Annotated in this window: 12 protein-coding genes; 2 read left to right on the top strand and 10 right to left on the bottom strand. The window is 67.9% G+C overall.

Going from position 1 to position 14,711, the window contains the following annotated elements; translation table 11 throughout:
• Positions 1-38: 38 nt before the first annotated feature.
• The gene (locus ADL05_RS30010) at positions 39-359 is read left to right on the top strand and encodes a type II toxin-antitoxin system Phd/YefM family antitoxin (protein ID WP_082376821.1); all 321 of its coding nucleotides are present in this window, start codon (positions 39-41) and stop codon (positions 357-359) included.
• Positions 360-520: 161 nt separating this feature from the next.
• Here the strand turns inward: ADL05_RS30010 and purL are convergent, their stop codons facing one another.
• The 5 genes from purL to purS all read right to left on the bottom strand — a co-directional run bounded on the left by purL (position 521) and on the right by purS (position 5,465).
• On the bottom strand, positions 521-2,815 hold the full coding sequence (purL, locus tag ADL05_RS23750) for a phosphoribosylformylglycinamidine synthase subunit PurL (RefSeq protein WP_053619222.1): 2,295 nt from the start codon (positions 2,813-2,815) through the stop codon (positions 521-523).
• Positions 2,816-2,887: 72 nt separating this feature from the next.
• Positions 2,888-3,415, bottom strand: coding sequence for a hypothetical protein (locus tag ADL05_RS23745; protein WP_053619221.1), 528 nt, complete (start codon positions 3,413-3,415; stop codon positions 2,888-2,890).
• 28 nt (positions 3,416-3,443) lie between these two features.
• The gene (purQ, locus tag ADL05_RS23740) at positions 3,444-4,139 is read right to left on the bottom strand and encodes a phosphoribosylformylglycinamidine synthase subunit PurQ (RefSeq protein ID WP_053619220.1); all 696 of its coding nucleotides are present in this window, start codon (positions 4,137-4,139) and stop codon (positions 3,444-3,446) included.
• A 380-nt stretch (positions 4,140-4,519) separates the two neighbouring features.
• On the bottom strand, positions 4,520-4,993 hold the full coding sequence (locus ADL05_RS23735) for an ATP-binding protein (RefSeq protein ID WP_053619219.1): 474 nt from the start codon (positions 4,991-4,993) through the stop codon (positions 4,520-4,522).
• Positions 4,994-5,219: 226 nt separating this feature from the next.
• On the bottom strand, positions 5,220-5,465 hold the full coding sequence (gene purS / locus ADL05_RS23730) for a phosphoribosylformylglycinamidine synthase subunit PurS (protein WP_053619218.1): 246 nt from the start codon (positions 5,463-5,465) through the stop codon (positions 5,220-5,222).
• Between the two features lie 387 nt (positions 5,466-5,852).
• Between purS and ADL05_RS23725 the strand changes: the two genes are divergently transcribed.
• Complete coding sequence (locus tag ADL05_RS23725; protein ID WP_053619217.1) at positions 5,853-6,485, top strand: sigma-70 family RNA polymerase sigma factor; 633 nt, start codon at positions 5,853-5,855, stop codon at positions 6,483-6,485.
• 465 nt (positions 6,486-6,950) lie between these two features.
• Here ADL05_RS23725 and ADL05_RS23720 read toward each other — a convergent pair whose 3' ends face one another.
• The 5 genes from ADL05_RS23720 to ADL05_RS23705 form a co-directional block, all read right to left on the bottom strand.
• Entirely contained in the window at positions 6,951-10,451 is a 3,501-nt protein-coding gene (locus ADL05_RS23720) for a DEAD/DEAH box helicase family protein (protein WP_053619216.1), read from the bottom strand.
• A 103-nt stretch (positions 10,452-10,554) separates the two neighbouring features.
• Positions 10,555-11,751 carry a restriction endonuclease subunit S gene (locus ADL05_RS30005; protein ID WP_082376819.1) on the bottom strand — a complete coding sequence of 399 codons (1,197 nt, stop codon included), beginning with the start codon at positions 11,749-11,751 and terminating at the stop codon, positions 10,555-10,557.
• Positions 11,751-13,262, bottom strand: a complete 1,512-nt coding sequence (locus ADL05_RS23715) for a class I SAM-dependent DNA methyltransferase (protein ID WP_053619215.1) — start codon at positions 13,260-13,262, stop codon at positions 11,751-11,753. Before ADL05_RS23715 ends, ADL05_RS30005 begins: the two co-directional genes overlap by 1 nt.
• 131 nt (positions 13,263-13,393) lie before the next feature.
• Positions 13,394-13,849 carry an NUDIX domain-containing protein gene (locus ADL05_RS23710; RefSeq protein ID WP_053619214.1) on the bottom strand — a complete coding sequence of 152 codons (456 nt, stop codon included), beginning with the start codon at positions 13,847-13,849 and terminating at the stop codon, positions 13,394-13,396.
• Positions 13,846-14,610, bottom strand: a complete 765-nt coding sequence (locus ADL05_RS23705; RefSeq protein WP_053619213.1) for a GntR family transcriptional regulator — start codon at positions 14,608-14,610, stop codon at positions 13,846-13,848. Before ADL05_RS23705 ends, ADL05_RS23710 begins: the two co-directional genes overlap by 4 nt.
• Positions 14,611-14,711: the final 101 nt, after the last annotated feature.

Raw genomic sequence — 14,711 nt, 5'->3', positions numbered from 1 at the left:
GCCTGACACGCGGATCGTAGTGGCGTCCCCTGAGTCGTATGGACACAGAGGCGAGGACCCACCGGATCTCGATTCGTGAGCTTCAGCGGAACGCCGCAGACGTCTTCGACCGGGCCAGACACGGGGAGTCATTCACAGTGACCAGGCATGGTGAGACCGTCGGCCGTGTTCTTCCTCCGGATCCGGCAGAGGAAGCGGTCATGAGCGCGGTCGACCGCGGCCTGTTGGACCCGCGTGACCTGGTTGCTCTGCCGACCGCGGGCGAATCGGCGGGTATGCCACGCGAGTCGTCGCCGCCTGGTACGCGCCTGGCTACGGACGCCTTGGCGGAGCTGCGAGAAGAGGACCACGGTGCCTGATGTTCATTGAGCTGCTTCGTCACCTACGACAAGCGGCTGGCGGACGCGGCCGAGTCGGCGGGCCCTCCCGGCGGCCGCTCCCGGACCCTGACCACGGACGCGACGGAGCGGGGACGCCCTCCTGGGCGCCCCCGCTCCGGTCGGTCAGGTCCCGCCTGGTCCTACACGCCGTCCATCAGGGCGGGCAGCGCGGACTCGTAGGCGCTGCGCAGCTCCTCCAACGGGATCTGCACGACACCGCCCGGGTGGGTGACGGCGAGGGCGTCGCCGCCCACCGTGCCGATCTCCGCGACCGGGACACCGTGGTCGGCGGCCAGCGCCAGGAAGGCCTCCTCCTGGCCCGGGCGCACCGCGACCACGGCGCGGGCGGCCGACTCGCTGAACAGGGCGGTGAACGCGTCCCCGTCCACGGACACCCGCAGGCCCAGCCCGCCGCGCAGCGCCGACTCGGCGAGCGCGACCGCCAGGCCGCCGTCGGACAGGTCGTGCGCGGCGGCGGCCAGCCCGCGGTCGGCGGCGGTGGCCAGCACCTCGCCCAGCGCGGCCTCCGCGGCCAGGTCCACCCGCGGCGGAAGCCCGCCCAGGTGGCCGTGCACCACGTCCGCCCACGCCGAGCCGCCGAACTCCTCACGCGTCTCGCCCAGCAGGAACACCCGGTCGCCGTCGGTGTCGAACGCGCTGCGCAGCCGCGTGCGCACGTCGTCGATGACGCCGAGCACGCCGACGACGGGCGTCGGGTTGATCGCCACGTCGCCGGTCTGGTTGTAGAAGCTCACGTTGCCGCCGGTCACCGGCGTCCCGAGCTGCAGGCAGGCGTCGGCCAGACCCCGGGTGGACTCGGCGAACTGCCACATCACGCCGGAGTCCTCGGGCGAGCCGAAGTTGAGGCAGTTGGTGACCGCCAGCGGGCGGGCCCCGGTGGCCGCCACGTTGCGGAACGCCTCCGCGTACGCCAGCTGCGTCCCCGCGTACGGGTCCAGCCGGGTGTAGCGGCCGTTGCCGTCCGTGGCCAGCGCCACACCCCTGTGGGAGTCGTCGGCGATGCGGATCATCCCCGAGTCGTGCGGCGTGGACACCACCGTGTCGCCGCGCACGTAGCTGTCGTACTGCCGGGTCACCCAGCTCGGGTCGCCCACGCCGGGCGCGCCCAGCACGCGCAGTACCTGCTCGCGCAGCTCGACGTCGTCGGCCGGGCGCGGCAGCGCGGCCGGGTCGTCGGACTGGAGCGCGTCCTGCGCCGCCGGACGCGCGTACGGGCGCTCGTAGACCGGGCCCTCGTCGGAGGCGGTCCGCGGCGGCATGTCCACTACGGTCTCGCCGTGCCAGGTCATCACCAGCCGCCCGCCGCGCTCGGCCTCCTCGGGCGTGACGTCGGTGACCTCGCCGATCTCCGTGGCCAGGATCTGCCACTTCTCGCACACGGCCAGGAAGTCGGCCATCTTGGCGGGCTCGACGATCGCCATCATGCGCTCCTGCGACTCACTCATGAGGATCTCCTCGGGAGTGAGCCGGTGGTCGCGCAGCGGCACCCGGTCGAGCTGGATGCGCATGCCGCCGGTGCCGCCCGCCGCCAGCTCGGTGGTCGCGCAGGACACGCCCGCCGCGCCCAGGTCCTGGATGCCCACGACGAGGTCCTCGGCGAACAGCTCCAGGCTGCACTCGATGAGCAGCTTCTCCATGAACGGGTCGCCGACCTGCACGCTCGGCCGCTTGGCGTGCGACTCGTCGTCGAACGTGGCGCTGGCCAGCACGGAGGCGCCGCCGATGCCGTCCGGTCCGGTGGTCGCGCCGAACAGCACCACCTTGTTGCCCGGGCCGGGCGCCTGGGCCAGCTTGATGTCCTCGTGCTTCATCACGCCCACGCACAGGGCGTTGACCAGCGGGTTGCCGATGTAGCCGGCCCCGAAGCCGATCTCGCCGCCGATGTTGGGCAGGCCCAGGCAGTTGCCGTAGAACGAGATGCCCGAGACCACGCCGGGCAGCACCCGCTTGGTGTCGTCGGCGTCGGCCGGGCCGAAGCGCAGCGCGTCCATGACCGCGACCGGCCGCGCGCCCATGGTGAGGATGTCGCGGACGATGCCGCCCACGCCGGTGGCCGCCCCCTGGTGCGGCTCCACGTAGGACGGGTGGTTGTGCGACTCGATCTTGAACGTGACGGCGCGGCCGTCGCCCACGTCCACCACGCCCGCGTTCTCGCCCATGCCCACGAGCAGGGCGTCGTTCTCCGGGGCCTTCTCCCCGAACTGGCGCAGGTGCACCTTGGACGACTTGTAGGAGCAGTGCTCGCTCCACATGACCGAGTAGATCGCCAGTTCGGCGGACGTGGGCCGGCGGCCCAGGATCTCTCGGACCCGCTCGTACTCGTCCTTGGCCATGCCCAGTTCGGCGTACGGCTGTGGCGTGTCCGGGCTGCTGTGCGCCGAGGCGACGGTGTCGGGACCGGGGACTTCAGACATGCGTGGTTCCGTTCGGGATGTGCGGTTGTGAGCCGAGCCGTGGCGTCCGCCAACCGGCGCGGAAGGTCATGGTCAGGAGCCCGTCCGGGCGGAGTCGCCGATCATCAGGACCGCCGGGGTCTCCTCGTCCTCGTGCTGGGAGGAGTCGGCGACCATGACCTCCTCGTCGGTCAGGACGGTCTGTTCGAGCGGCACGTCGTCGGGTGACTCCACGCCCTCGGGGAGCATGATCAGCCAGTCCTCGTCCAGGAGGTGGTCGAAGACGTCCTGGATGGTGGCCTCGGTGTCGTCGGTGGGCTCGCCGTCCTCGGTGAGGACGCGCACGAGCCGGACGCACTCCTGCTCCTCGCAGTACACGTCGTTCTCACCGGAGCGGTAGCTGAGGCCGTCGGGGGCCTCGCCGAGCGCCGAGGCCGGAGGCGGTTCCTCGGCCTGGGGCCCGGGTGCCCCCGGCTGCTCCTGGGACTGCTCCAGCGGGGGTACCTCGGGGGCGGTCGCGAAGGCCTGGAAGAGGCCCGCGGCGGCCGACACGATGAGGCCGACGACGACCACCCCCACCAGGACCGCCATCGTCCGTCGCGAGCGCAGCTGTGCCTTCATCGGATCGTCCCCCCAGTCGAGGTGCGGGTCAGGCGCGTACCGGCGTACCGGCGGCCAGTCGGGCGAGGATCGAGGTGAAGAATCCGAGTCCCTCGGTGGAGGGGCCGGTCAGGGCCTCGACCGCGTGTTCGGGGTGCGGCATCAGGCCGACGACGTTGCCGTGCTCGTTGGTGATCCCGGCGATGCCGCGGCGCGACCCGTTGGGGTCGTCGCCGACGTAGCGGACCACGACGCGGCCGGAGGACTCCAGCTCGTCCAGGGTGGCCTCGTCGGCCACGTAGCTGCCCTCACCGCTCTTGAGCACCACCAGGATCTCCTGGCCCTCGTCGTAGGCGTTGGTCCACGCGGTGGAGGTGTTCTCCACGCGCAGCACCTGGTCGCGGTTGACGAACCTCAGCGAGGAGTTGCGGGTGAGGGCGCCGGGCAGCAGGTGGCTCTCGCACAGGATCTGGAATCCGTTGCAGATGCCCAGGACCGGCAGGGCGCCCGAGCGGGCGGCCGGGACCAGTTCGGACATCAGGGGCGCGAACCGGGCGATGGCGCCGCAGCGCAGGTAGTCGCCGTAGGAGAACCCGCCGGGCAGGACGACCGCGTCCACGCCCTTGAGGTCGGCGTCGGCGTGCCAGAGGGCGACCGGCTCGGCGCCCGCCAGCGCGACGGCGCGCGCGGCGTCCTTGTCGTCGAGGGAGCCTGGGAAGGTTACGACACCCACACGGGCTGTCATGAGCACACTCCGGGAAGGCGCATCCCCCGCGTGCGGGGGAGGCATCGGTTGTTCGGCAGGGAGACATCGGTGCCAGTCCTGGGTCGCGCGCCGTGGAGGCGTGACCGACTCCACGGAACACGCCCGGTCGACGGCGCGTCCGCACTCCGCAGCGTACCCGCTCGCCTGTAGTCGGGTACGACGGTCACCCCCGGCCGCGGGGCCTGGCCTGGAGGATCGTCCGAACGCGGCGCCCCGGTGGCGGGTACGCGGTGTGCGACCCGACAGGGGTCGTGGCGCGCGTCACCCCGTGGACGGACGAACGCCACACCTCGCGCGGACGGTACGCGAGGTGTGGCGAGCTCGGGTGCGGGGATGGCGGGCCGGGCCTCTTCCCGGGGTCAGAGCGTCGCGTAGCGCATCTCCGGGATCCGGTGGCCCCCCATGGAGGGACGGTCGCACCGGGTGATGTGCTTGCGCAGCAGGACCGTGGTCCGGGGCTCGCTCCGAAAGGCGACCTCGTCCATGAGGTAGCGCATCAAGAGAATGCCCCTGCCCGACTCTGCTTCGAGGCCGGGGAGGGGCGTGCGTTCGCGGGTGAACCGGGCGGCGAGCTCGGTGTCGTCCGGCGCCCGTCCCGGATGGGAGACGCGCAACTCGCACCAGTCGTCGTCGAGCTCGGCCTCGACCACGTACTCGCGAGCGGGTGTTCCGTACTCGACCGCGTTCGCGCAGGCCTCCGAGGAGGCCAGCAGGACGTCGTCCACACAGTCACGGCACAGGCCCGCGCGGTGCAGGAGTGTGCCGAGGACGTCGCGGACGACGGCGACCGTGTACGCCTGACGAGGGAGGGAGAGCGAGAAAGCGGCGTCCATGCATGCACCTCGCGTGCTCCGTTGTCGTGATCGACTGTCGCTGTAGGGAACCTTCCCGACCCCGGATGGGGCAAAACGAACAGCCGTGTCCGGTAGAGGACACGGCTGTGGAAATCCGGCACCAAACGCCGCACCGGGTGCCCGTGTCGGTCGCCGTGGTGGCGGCGACCGCGGGAGGGCGACCGCGGGAACGGTGCTCGGGAGCGTTCGGACCCGCCCCGGAGGGTCAGGCGTCGACGCGGACCTCGAAGTCCTCGATGACGGTGTTGGCCAGGACGGTCTCGGCCAGGCGGCGGACGTCGGCCAGCTTGGCGTCGTCGACCTCGCCCTCGACCTCGACCTCGAAGCGCTTGCCCTGGCGGACCTGGGCGACCCCCTCGAAGCCCAGCCGGGAGCAGGCCCCGGCGATCGCCTGGCCCTGGGGGTCCAGGATCTCCGGCTTGAGCATGACGTCAACCACGACGCGGGCCACAGGGTCCTCCACAAGAAAACGGGGTATGCCGGACTCGCCTGCCACGGAACGGGCGGGCGCCACTCCTGACTGGTCGGAGGGGGCGACGTAAGCGTACGACACGGCGCGGTCCCGCGCCGCCGGGAGCCGCCGCCCCGTGCGGGGAGCGACACGCGTGGCCGTGCGTGGTCTCGGGGCCGTCCGCCGCGGTGGGGATTCGACCGCCGTCGTCGGGGCAGGGAGCCTGAGAGCCCCGAGCCCGCGGCTTCTTTACCCGACACTGACCGGGACTGGCGACGCTTTCGGTACGTTCGTGACTCGAATCACTCGGATAGCTGTCATCATTGGAAGCGTGCGGCGGCGTCTAACAGGGTGGAAGTGATCGTCCGGTCGTCCCGAGGGGGAATCTTGGCGACTATCGAATTGGACCAGACCTCCACGACCGGTGAGACCCGTGACGGCGAGCAGACGCTCGACTTCGCCACCGCGGTCACACCGTTCGCCGACCAGCTCTATCCCACGGCCCTGCGGATGACCCGCAACCCGGCCGACGCAGAAGACCTCGTCCAGGAGACGTTCGCTAAGGCCTTCGCCAATTTTCACCAGTTCCGCGCCGGCACGAACCTACGTGCCTGGCTCTACAGGATCTTGACCAACACCTTTATCAACGGATACCGCAAGAAGCAGCGCGAACCGCGCCAGGAGACCACCGACGAGATCAAGGACTGGCAGCTCGCCGCCGCGGAGGCGCACACGTCCTCCGGTATGCGCTCGGCCGAGAACGAGGTCCTCGACCACCTGCCCGACTCCGACATCAAGCAGGCGCTCGCGCGGCTGCCCGAGGAGTTCCAGGAGGTCATCTACCTCGTGGACATCGAGGGCTACGCCTACAAGGAGGTCGCCGCGCGCATGGGCACCCCGCTGGGGACCGTGATGTCGCGACTGCACCGGGCCCGCCGCCAGCTCCGCGAGATGCTCGCCGACTACGGCCGGGAGCGCGGGATGCGCGTCCCCGCCGAGGCCGCGGCCACCACCTCGTAGCCGTCCCGGCGGAAAGCGCTCGGGAGGTGTCCTGTGGGTGCGCCCGGAAGACGACCCGGTGTGCTCCCGAGGTTTGGGTGGGGAGACAGCCGTCGAATACGCGGCGCACCGTGAATCCGCGCGGACCGGCGCCGCTTCAACGGAAAACGCACCGGCAGTGATCCAGAGTCGACGCCGGTGCTTCCGCCGTGACCAGAAACCTTGGGCCGCGCCCGGAAACCGGGCCCGAATCAGGCCGTTCCAGGGAAGGACTCCGAAGGGCCCGCCGTTCGCTTGGGCGTCGGCGATGCGGAGGCCCGACCGAAGCATTCGGAGAGCCGGCGTGTGACTCGCCACGGCCTCACCCGGCCCTGAGGGCGCTGTCTCCGAGTCTGTGGCCCAGGTGCGTCCTGAGAGGCCGGAGAGAGCACCCCTGATGAGGACCCACCCGGTACGGCCGGGCCCTCATCGACGGGGGAAGGAAGGTCACCCGGCGGCGGCCTCCGGCGGGATCGCGGTCGCCTTGATCCGGTTGAGGATCTCCTGGATCGCGTCCACCTTGGCGTCACCGAACACCCCTTCGGGGCCGCTCGGCGACACACTCGTGAACGGCGGCTCGTAGAGGTCACCGACGTCCAGGAAGCCGTTCTTGGCCACGTAGTCGATGATGAGCTTCAGGAAGTGCAGTTCGGTCCCGGTGAGGTTGTGCCCTGCCTGGAACTCGTCGAAGGCGGCCGCGACCGCGTCCCGCTCCAACCCGGTGAGGGAGCGCAGGAACAGGCCGAGGCCGCCGTGCTCCTCCTCGGCCCGCTCGATGTCGCCCTCGGTCCCGAAACCGCCGTCCAGGAACACCCGCGTGAAGTGGTCGATGTCGGCGCTGGTGAGCTGCCTGTTGCGCAGCAGCTTCTGCACGGACAGGTCGTCGCCGTGGCTGTGCACGTAGGTGCGGACCTTGAGCTCGAACCTGGTCCAGCCGCCACCGATGTCCAGGTCCCTGAGCTCGGTCTCGGTGAGTTCGCCGAGCTCGTCCTCGAAGTCGGAGTAGACGATCCCTCGACGCGTCTTCGGGATGAGCCGGACCAGGCCGCGCACGCGCCGGCGCATGAGCTCCAGCATCGGCAGGGTGACGTCCTCCCACCAGGCGTCGGTGGCCAGGTCGGCGAGGAGTTCACGGTGCTTGGCCACCACGGGGTTGTTGATCGTGGTGGGGTCGAGCAGGGCCTCGGCGATGTCCTGGACCTGTTGGCGGAGCTTGTCGAAGCCGGGTTCGGGCTCCAGCACGCCCAGTTGCAGACGCAGCGCCAGCAGGTCGAACCGCTTGGCCTCCTGGCTGTTCTCGTCCTCCTTGAACTCGGTCGGCAGCGGCGCGAGCGTCTCGATGAGCTCGTCGCGCTTGTCGGCGGTGATCGGTTGCCACGCCGCCGGGTCCTGGTAAGCCTCCACCCGCTCCAGCTGGCGGCGGACCTCGACGTTGCGGTGGTTCATGCCCGCCACCTCCGACTGGAGGCGCTCCGCCAGGGAGCGGCGCAGGGACGGCTCGTCGGCGGGCTCCTCCGGAGCGGTGCCGGGGGCGGCCGGAGCGGAACCGGGGGCCTCGGGGGTGGCCTGCTCGGTTGTGGCCTGGCCGGTCTCGGCCGCTGCCGGTCCGCCGCTGTCCAGGCCGTGCAGCAGCTCCACACGCTTGCGGAAGACCCGCTCCCGCAGGGAGGGCTGGGTCCGCCCCTCGGCCGCGGGCAGGTTCTGATTGAAGAACTCCACGTTGCGGCCCATGTCGAAGACGAGGAACCCCGACTTGTCGTCGCCGGGGCCGAACAGGTCCGGGCAGAGCCGGGTTCCGCGCCCGATCATCTGCCAGAACTTGGTCTTGGACCGCACCAGCTTGGCGAACACCAGGTTGACGACCTCGGGGATGTCCACCCCGGTGTCGAGCATGTCCACCGACACCGCGATGTACGGGGGTGAGTCGCGCCTGGAGAACTTGTCCAGGGTGGCCTGCGCGTAGCTGGTGTTGTGCGTGATGACCTGCGCGAAGTCGCCGCCGAGGTCGGGGTAGAGGTCGTTGAAGCGCTCCACGATGAAGTGCGCGTGCTTGGTGTTGCGGGCGAAGACGATCGTCTTGCCGAGCCGGTCGCCGCCCTCGACCTTGGCGCCGTAGGCCATGACGGTCTGGAGCGCCTTGTCGATGGTGTCCTTGTTGAACAGGTGCTTGTTGACCTCGTCCGCGGTGATCTCGTCGGGCGCGCCCTCGTCGTCGTCCCACTCGGTGAGGTCCCAGGCCTCCTGGTCCTCCTCGGACAGCTCGTCGTACTTGATGCCCTCGCGGGGGAACTTCAGCGGCACGTCGATGGTGGTGGGGCCCACCAGATACTTCTCCTGGATGGCCTCGTCCAGGCTGTAGACGTCGGTGGGGACGCCGTCCTCCAGGTGGAAGAGCCGGTAGGTGTTGCGGTCGATCTCGTCCTTGGGGGTGGCGGTCAGCCCGACCAGGAGCGCGTCGAAGTACTCGAAGATCGCGCCGTACTTCTGGTAGACGGACCGGTGGGCCTCGTCGATGACGACCAGGTCGAAGTAGCCGGGGCCGAACTTGCGGACCTCGTCGGAGGCGTCGTTGATCAGCCCCATCATCGTCGGGTAGGTGGACACGTAGACGCGCGCCTCGGTGTTCTTCTCCTCCACCAGGTTGACGACCGGGGTGCTGGGCAGGTGCTGCTTGAATGCCCCGAGGGCCTGGTTGACCAGGGCGGTGCGGTCGGCGAGGAAGAGGACGCGCTTGATCCACCCGGCCCGGTTGAGCAGGTCCACCAGGGCGATGACGGTGCGGGTCTTGCCCGCGCCGGTGGCCATCACCAGCAGGGCCTGGCGCTGTTTGTCGTCGGCGAAGGTCTCCGCGATCCGGCGGATGGCGCGGGCCTGGTAGTGGCGTCCGGCGATGTCGGCGTTGATCTCCACACCGGCCAGGGCCTGGCGGCCCGCCCTGCGCATGATGAGCGTGCGCAGCTCGTCCTTGGTGTAGAAGCCGTGGACCTCGCGCGGCGGGTAGCCGAAGTGGTCGTCCCAGACGAAGGTGCGGTAACCGCTGGTGCAGAAGATGACCGGTCGCTGGCCGAACTTCGCTTCGAGGGCGTCGGCGTAGGCCTTGGCCTGCTGCTGCCCGTCCCGGGCGTCCTTGGTGGTGCGCTTGGCCTCGACCACGGCCAGGGGTCTGCCGTTGTCGTCCCACAGGACGTAGTCGGCCCGGCCCTCCCCGGTGGAGGTCGGCAGGCCGGTGAGGGGGTACTCGCGGTCCTCGGGGTTGGTGAGCACCCAACCGGCTTCCCGGAGGAGCAGGTCGATGATGTGGGTGCGGGTGTCGGCCTCGTTGTAGTCGTGCTGGTCGGGGACGGTGGCGTTGGCCGCCTTGGCTTCCTTGACCTGTGCGCGCAGGCGCAGGACTTCGGCGTCCAGATCCTTGTTGCGGCGCTGGGCCTTGGCGAGTTCGTCCTGCTGGCGGGCGAAGTCCTCGGCCATCTTCTGGACTTCGGCCTGCTTCTTGCGGCGGACCTCGGCGGGCACCGGGGTGGGGATGACGTCGCGCTTGAAGGACAGCCCGGAGGCGGGCGCGTTGTCGGGGGTCCGGGTGTAGTGGCGGGCCAGCCAGTACAGGACGTGGAAGAGCTCGACGGCGGTGCGGGTGGAGTCCTGGTGCGAGACCGGCCCGGGGCGGTGCACGGCGGCGTTGCCCTGGCGGCGGATGAGGTCCATCTTCGTGCGGATCGCCGGACCGACCAGGTTCACCATGGTGGGTTCGGCGATCCGCGCGGCGAGATCGCTCTGGTAGGGGGTCCGCAGGGTGTCATCGGCCTCGTAGAGCCAGTTCACGGCCAGTTCGAGCGTGCGACGGGCATAGAAGCAGGAGACGCGCGGGTCCGCGACCGCGAGGCGTTCGGCACGGATCGCCTCGTTGTGGAGGTCGGGCCATTCGGCTCTGAGGAAGTCGAAGTTGCTCACCAGGCACCTTTCCCGGAGGTGGACGTGGGGGTTGGACGACGGGATGGGGCGGCAGCGGGGTTATGAAGTTGTGGGTGCGGGGGATGGGCGGAGCGCTGTTTCGCTATGAGGCTATGTCCCGATCGTCCCACAGGGCGCCGTCAAACGCCCGCTGCTGAACAGAGGCGAAGAGTTCGTCCAGGTGCGCGAGATGGGATTGGTGCGACTCCCTCAAGAGAGAAATCTGCCGGATTCTTTCAACGAAGGCGTCTTGTTTCTCAATAGGAGGTATCGGTATTTCGAGAGATTTGGCAATTCCAGTATTAAGGTTTTTTTGAGTACCTTCCGGTGCCATTTGTGAGATGCGCTCTCGATTGAGTAGAAAGAGGTTGTAGAGATACTCTTTGTTGATTTTGGGGGAGATGTCGAGGATTCCCAGAAATCCGTCATGGATGCATGAGTCTACTCCGAGAAACTTGGGAACTCCAACGGTGGCGCTGTTTGTGAGAATCAAGCTCCCCTTTGGCAGGTAAACGCTTTTGTCTCTTCCTGCTTCTGTGACTCCCTCTCGGATATTCGTTACTGTGTTCCCTTGGGTGCGTGTGACATCGGAGATCATCAGCCAAGGGATGGGCCCGCCAAAGTAGCGGGGATCCCCTTTAGGGCGAGGTGAAGCGCCCCGGATGATGCGGGCCAGATCTCCAAGCTTCTCGGTTCCCCAGTCCTTCGTGTTGCGGATCGGGTCGCCAAACATGTCAAGGAAGATGGACTGTGCGAGTTCATCGAGAAGTTCGAGCGAATTTCGGCGCATTGCCCTGAGGGATTCGAGGGTGTCGAGTGCTTCCCCGATCTTCCCTTGAGTCTCTAGTGGGTAATTCGGGATGGCGATGCTGGCTACGTAGGACTCGGGGACTCGCCGGTGTCCTGAGCTTCCGGTCATCTTGCGCTCGCCATCGAAAAGGACTTTAGGGTGACGAAGCATATGGAGGAGGAACCGAGGGTCGGCAGATGCTTCGTGCGCTCGGATCACATGAAACTCGGTTGAACCGGACCCCAAAGATTCGCTGATCGTGGCTTGAGCAATCTTCCCGTTCTCAAAGCAGGGGGTGATCTTGGCGAGAAGAATGTCACCTTTCTTGAACCGTGTGAAGCCCTTGGAAGTCTCCTCGAAGGAGCGGATTTCTTCGTGGGTGACCGAAGCCGACTTCGCGTCAACATCAGACATCCCGACAAAGGAAACGGGGGTGTCCGGGGTCGTGCCCTTTTCATGCTTGGGATTGATAGTGGTGAGATCACCCAGGGTGGTGGTTCGGAGGGTCATCACAGCACCCCCTTCAGTGCGGCAAGCTCCTGCTGAATCTTTTTTTCCAGGGCCTCAAGTTCCTTGATGACCTCCAGCGGCTCCCGGTGGTGCTCTTCCTCATATACGACTTCCTTGTACCGGTTCAGGCTCAGGTCGTAGTCTTGAGCAGCGATGTCCTTCTTGGGCACACAGAAACTCTGCTCGGTGCGGGCGCGATCCTGCTCACCGCCGTCTCGACGTGACCACCGGGCCAGTACGTCCGGCAGGTTATTCTTCTCATGCTCTGTTGCTTCCAGGTCCTCAGAGAGGGCACCGAGCTTGTCCTCAGAGAGCAGCGGAGTTCGCTTGTCATCGAGGCTGAAACCATCGGCGGCGACGTCGTAGAACCAGACGTTATCCGTGCCGCCGGAGTTGGTCTTGGTGAAGAAGAGGATCGCCGTGGACACACCCGCGTACGGCTTGAAGACACCGCTGGGCAGCTTCACCACGGCGTCCAGTTTCTGGTCCTCCACGAGGATTTCGCGGATGGCCTTGTGCGCCTTGCTGCTACCGAAAAGCACACCCTCTGGCACGATGACGGCCGCGCGGCCACCGGGCTTGAGCAGACGCAAGAAGAGCGGGAGGAAGAGCAGCTCCGTCTTCTTCGTCTTGATGATCTGCTGGAGGTCCTTGGCGGTGCTCTCGTAGTCCAGGCTTCCGGCGAACGGCGGGTTGGCGAGGATGAGCGAGTAGCGTTCCGCCTCCTCCGCGACGCTCTCGGCGAGCGAGTCGCGGTACCGGATGTCCGGCTGCTCCACCCCGTGCATCAGCATGTTCATGCTCGCGATGCGCAGCATGGTGCTGTCGAAGTCGAAGCCGTGGAACATGCTGTTGTGGAAGTGCTTCTGGTTGGTGGCTTCCAGCAGGGCATCGCTGTGCTCGGCGCGCATGTGCTCGGAAGCGGCGACCAGGAAGCCCGCCGTGCCGCATGCGGGGTCGCAGATCTCGTCCTGCGGACCGGGGTTCATCATCGCCACGATGAGCTGGATGATGTGCCGGGGGGTACGGAACTGACCGTTGTGCCCGGCGGTGGCGATCTTGCTCAGCATGTACTCGTACAGGTCGCCCTGGACGTCGCCGTCGCCGAGCGGGAGGCCGTCGATCATGTCGAAGGCCTTGGTGAGCAGGTTCGCGTTGGGGATGGTGAACCGGGCGTCCCGCATGTGGTGCGCGTAGGTGGAGCCATCGCCACCGAGCCGTTGCAGCCAGGGGAAGACGCCCTTGTCCATCATCTCGTAGAGGGTGTCCGGGGAGAGCTCCTGGAGCTCGGCCCAGCGCAGAGCCTGGGTATCGGCCGTGTAGAGGGGGTCCTCGATCGGCTTGCCCGTGCGCTGGCTCTTCTTCTCCTTGGCCTTCTGGATGTCCTCCAGCCTGCGGAGGAACATCAGGTAGGTGATCTGTTCGATCACTTCGAGGGGATTGGAGATTCCTCCGGACCAGAACGCGTCCCAGAGGCGATCGATCTTGCTCTTCAGCTCGCCTGTAATCACGTCGATCAGCGTAGTGGAGTGCTACGACGCGCTCGGTTCGGTTGCCGGAACCGACACCAGGCAGAGACACGGCACAGCGACCGCCACGGGTGGAGCCACCGGACTCCACCCGCAACGCTGTGAGCCCTGCGTCAGCCAAGGTCTTCCTCGGCGGTACTGGCCAACAGATGGGTTCCGTCATGGACGCGGATGAAGGGACCTCCGTTGGACAGCGCGTCGGCGATGCGGATACCCCGGGCCTCGGGGGCGGCACGGATCGCCTCTTCGGGCTCAAGCCAGGCCACGGACAACGCCTCGTCGCTGGGTCGGGCCTGGCCGCCGATCGGTTCGCACAGCAGACCCAGGGAGACCACGCCGAGCTTCATGTTCTTGTAGACCCCGGTCAGCCGCAGCGGCCGGACCTGGACCCCGGTCTCTTCCCACACCTCACGAACCGCGCACTGCTCGGGGGTCTCCACGAGCTCCAGGACACCGCCCGGCGGAACCCACCGCTCGTCGTCAGCACGCTGAATGACGAGGACCTTCCCGTCCTCGGGGCGCACCACGATCGCGCTGACGCTGACACTGTGCAGAACACCGTCGTTCATCGTGGCTGATCCCAGGTGTAGGTGAGGCGCCAGCGCAGTGCGGCGAGGACGTTCAAGCAGGCTTCGACCGGTCGGCCTTCGCTGTCGAAAGCAGTGCGCATGACCTGGAAGACGGGTTGCCCCTGGGCGATGTCGAGGAAAGCGGACTCCTCTGCGGTCGCCCCGCGCACCTCGATGTCCTCGGAGAAGCGGACCGGCCCGAAACCGCGTTGGGCCAGCCGCTCGTACATGCCACTGGGGCCAGTGTCGGGCATGGCGATTTCGGTGCTGCCAGCGACCTGCATGGGGATGTGGGAGATGGCGAGCTGAACGGGCTTCTCGTCGGCGAACATGTGCCGCTTGCGCACAAGCACCGTGTCCTCAGGGGTGATCTGGAGGGCCTCGGAGATCTCTTCGCTGGGTGCTTCCTCGCCCCAACGGACGAGCTCGGTGCGGGGTGTCAGCCCCGCGTCCGTGAGCTCTTCGGCGTAGGAGCTGCCGCCGTGCGGGGAACGGTAGTCACGGTCGATCTTCCGAACACGTTTGACGGTCGGCATCTCCAGGACGACGGATCCGCGGCCGTGCTCGGTCCGAACCCATCCCTCGGCCTGGAGCATGGACACCGCCCGACTGATGGAGCTCTGGTTGAGCCCGTACTCCCGAGCGAGGTCCGGCTGGCTGGGCAGCGTGCTGCCTGGCGCGTAGTCACCCCTCCGGATGGCGTCGCGCAGTAGCGCGGCCACCTGTTTGTACCGCGCACGAGGCGGTTCGAGGGTGCTCATCCAGCGTGCCCCTTCCGGCATGACGTGTACTCGCGTCCCACCGTAGCGCCGGGGTGTACCTGACCCCTCATGTCTGGCGGAGCAAGACCTTGACGGACTTA

The organism is Nocardiopsis sp. NRRL B-16309, assembly GCF_001279585.1.
In the GTDB taxonomy this organism is placed as follows: Bacteria; Actinomycetota; Actinomycetes; order Streptosporangiales; family Streptosporangiaceae; genus Nocardiopsis.
The sequence above is the reverse complement of the archived record's forward strand: the minus strand, read 5'-3'. Positions and strand labels throughout refer to the sequence as shown.